Source organism: Blautia sp. OF09-25XD (genome assembly GCF_003482095.1).
Lineage (GTDB): Bacteria > Bacillota > Clostridia > Lachnospirales > Lachnospiraceae > Fusicatenibacter > Fusicatenibacter saccharivorans.
In genome coordinates this window covers 1-1,755 of the sequence record NZ_QUMG01000043.1, presented here as the reverse complement: position 1 = coordinate 1,755, position 1,755 = coordinate 1, and the positions used below count along the sequence as shown (strand labels likewise).

General features: G+C 35.8%; 3 protein-coding genes. All 3 read right to left on the bottom strand.

Annotation, left to right across the window (positions count from 1 at the left end; all coding sequences use genetic code 11):
* Positions 1 to 229, bottom strand: a 229-nt coding sequence (locus DXA93_RS17490) for a recombinase family protein (protein WP_147399566.1), incomplete at its 3' end; no start/stop codon positions are given.
* A gap of 174 nt (positions 230 to 403) precedes the next feature.
* The gene (locus tag DXA93_RS17485; RefSeq protein ID WP_055265600.1) at positions 404 to 1,345 is read right to left on the bottom strand and encodes an Abi family protein; all 942 of its coding nucleotides are present in this window, start codon (positions 1,343 to 1,345) and stop codon (positions 404 to 406) included.
* A gap of 161 nt (positions 1,346 to 1,506) precedes the next feature.
* Positions 1,507 to 1,632, bottom strand: a complete 126-nt coding sequence (locus tag DXA93_RS19000; RefSeq protein ID WP_256372495.1) for a hypothetical protein — start codon at positions 1,630 to 1,632, stop codon at positions 1,507 to 1,509.
* Positions 1,633 to 1,755 lie beyond the last annotated feature (123 nt).

Here is a 1,755-nt window from a genome sequence, read left to right as displayed (position 1 = left end):
CCTCATCTGTTCCATTCTCAATATTATCTAACATTCTCTGAAATTCCGGTCTGCCCTCTACGCTCTTTCCAGACTTACCTTCATCGGAATACTCATTTACGATTTCCATATTCTGAAATTCTGCATATCTCTTGAGTTTTTCTTTCTGAGCATCCAGACTGTAGCCATCCACCTGCATGGTTGTGGATACTCTGGTATATATATCGCATTTAATCTTTTTATTCTTCATAATCTTCCTCGCAGTATAATTCCGTTTTATTGTCCCAACTTTATTTTAGTACTTGTTCCAACTATTTTCAATACTTATTTTCTTATTGACTCATTTCTTTGTCAATCCTATAATTAATACAAAAAAAATCCTCTAAGACAATAGGTATTTCACTATCTCTTAGAGGATTTTTCTTTACTTTAAATGGTATCTGGTAATATTTTTCCAGTTTTCCGGGAAACCCATTTTATTCAATAATTCCGTTTCGCTTATATGCTCTACCTCTCTGTTTACTCGGTCAATCTCTTTTATAAGCTTTCTTTTAAATTCCAGAAAATCTTTTCCAGGTAATAGATATCTAAAAGCAATCACCACAGCAAACAAATCCTGTTTTCCTTTTTCATACTGATTCCCACTCTGTGGCAATGAAAGTTTTTTATGAAGCGGTGTATCCGCAATAGCATCTACCGTTCTGTATGTGAACAGTCGTTCTCCATGTGCACATACGTTTCTATACTTCGTGAGAACCGATAGAAACTGCTCCATCTGATGCTGATTCAAAGGTTCAAAGTTTTTTGATACTTTTGATTTTAAGGATTGAGGAAATACTCGGAACATTTTTGATAAATTTCCAAACGTAAGTACATTCGCCAAAACCCATAATGGAATTTCACCATATGTCTTGCGATAATAATTGATATATGTATAATCTGTGGTCGTTGTTGCCCGTTTCAAGGTCGCTATCAACTTTACGATTGTTGCATGATTTCTTTTTGTATGATTATAATTATTAGCATCCAGGTACTGCTTCTGCTCTGCTCCATACATTTCAGTAAAATAGTATGACATCAAAGAACGCATCTGTCGCTCAACCTGCAGTAAATATTTAAAGAACAACTCTCTAAGCTCTGCATCAAACTTATACAGACTGACTATTTCTTCAAAACTTGTTCCTGCTTTATATTTCTTTGTATTCGATATTCTAAAAAGATGTTTATATCCTCCCATAAGAGGAAAATATCCTATTTGGCGTAACATCTCTTCTGCATATTCTCTGTCGTTTATTTTTATTCCCTTTTCGTCACTGATCCAGGAAACCTGATCACTAAAAGAAGAGAATTTTTTCGGTGTCTGCATATCATTTCTCCTTAAAACAAAAGAGGGAGAGACCCGCAGGCTCTCCCCCGCCTGTAGGCTTCGCAAGTTTCTACAGAACGATCACTGAGCTTAGTATACGTCATTTTAAATGTCCTGTCAATACGCCAAAACATTCTTAGCCATACCCGCTCAGAAGTATTCTATGCTGTTTTTTCTTCTTTATTCTGTTTTTCTTCCTCCAACTCCCGGAGGACTTCATCGCCGTACTTATCAAGCATCCGTACCAGAAAATCAATGCACCGCTCAAATTCAATATTCTGTTGCATAAGCTCCTCCCGTCATTGTTTTGATCTGAGCTTATTTTACAGAACCTGCCGGAAAACCACATTGAATAGAAATTGATTGTAAATTGACACAATCAATTTAAAAATATCCGCATTTTCTTGAAT

Bases quoted from the DNA above. Each gene is read 5' to 3' on its own strand.
- DXA93_RS17485 (WP_055265600.1), bottom strand. From the start codon at position 1,345: ATGCAGACACCGAAAAAATTCTCTTCTTTTAGTGATCAGGTTTCCTGG.
- DXA93_RS19000 (WP_256372495.1), bottom strand. From the start codon at position 1,632: ATGCAACAGAATATTGAATTTGAGCGGTGCATTGATTTTCTGGTACGG.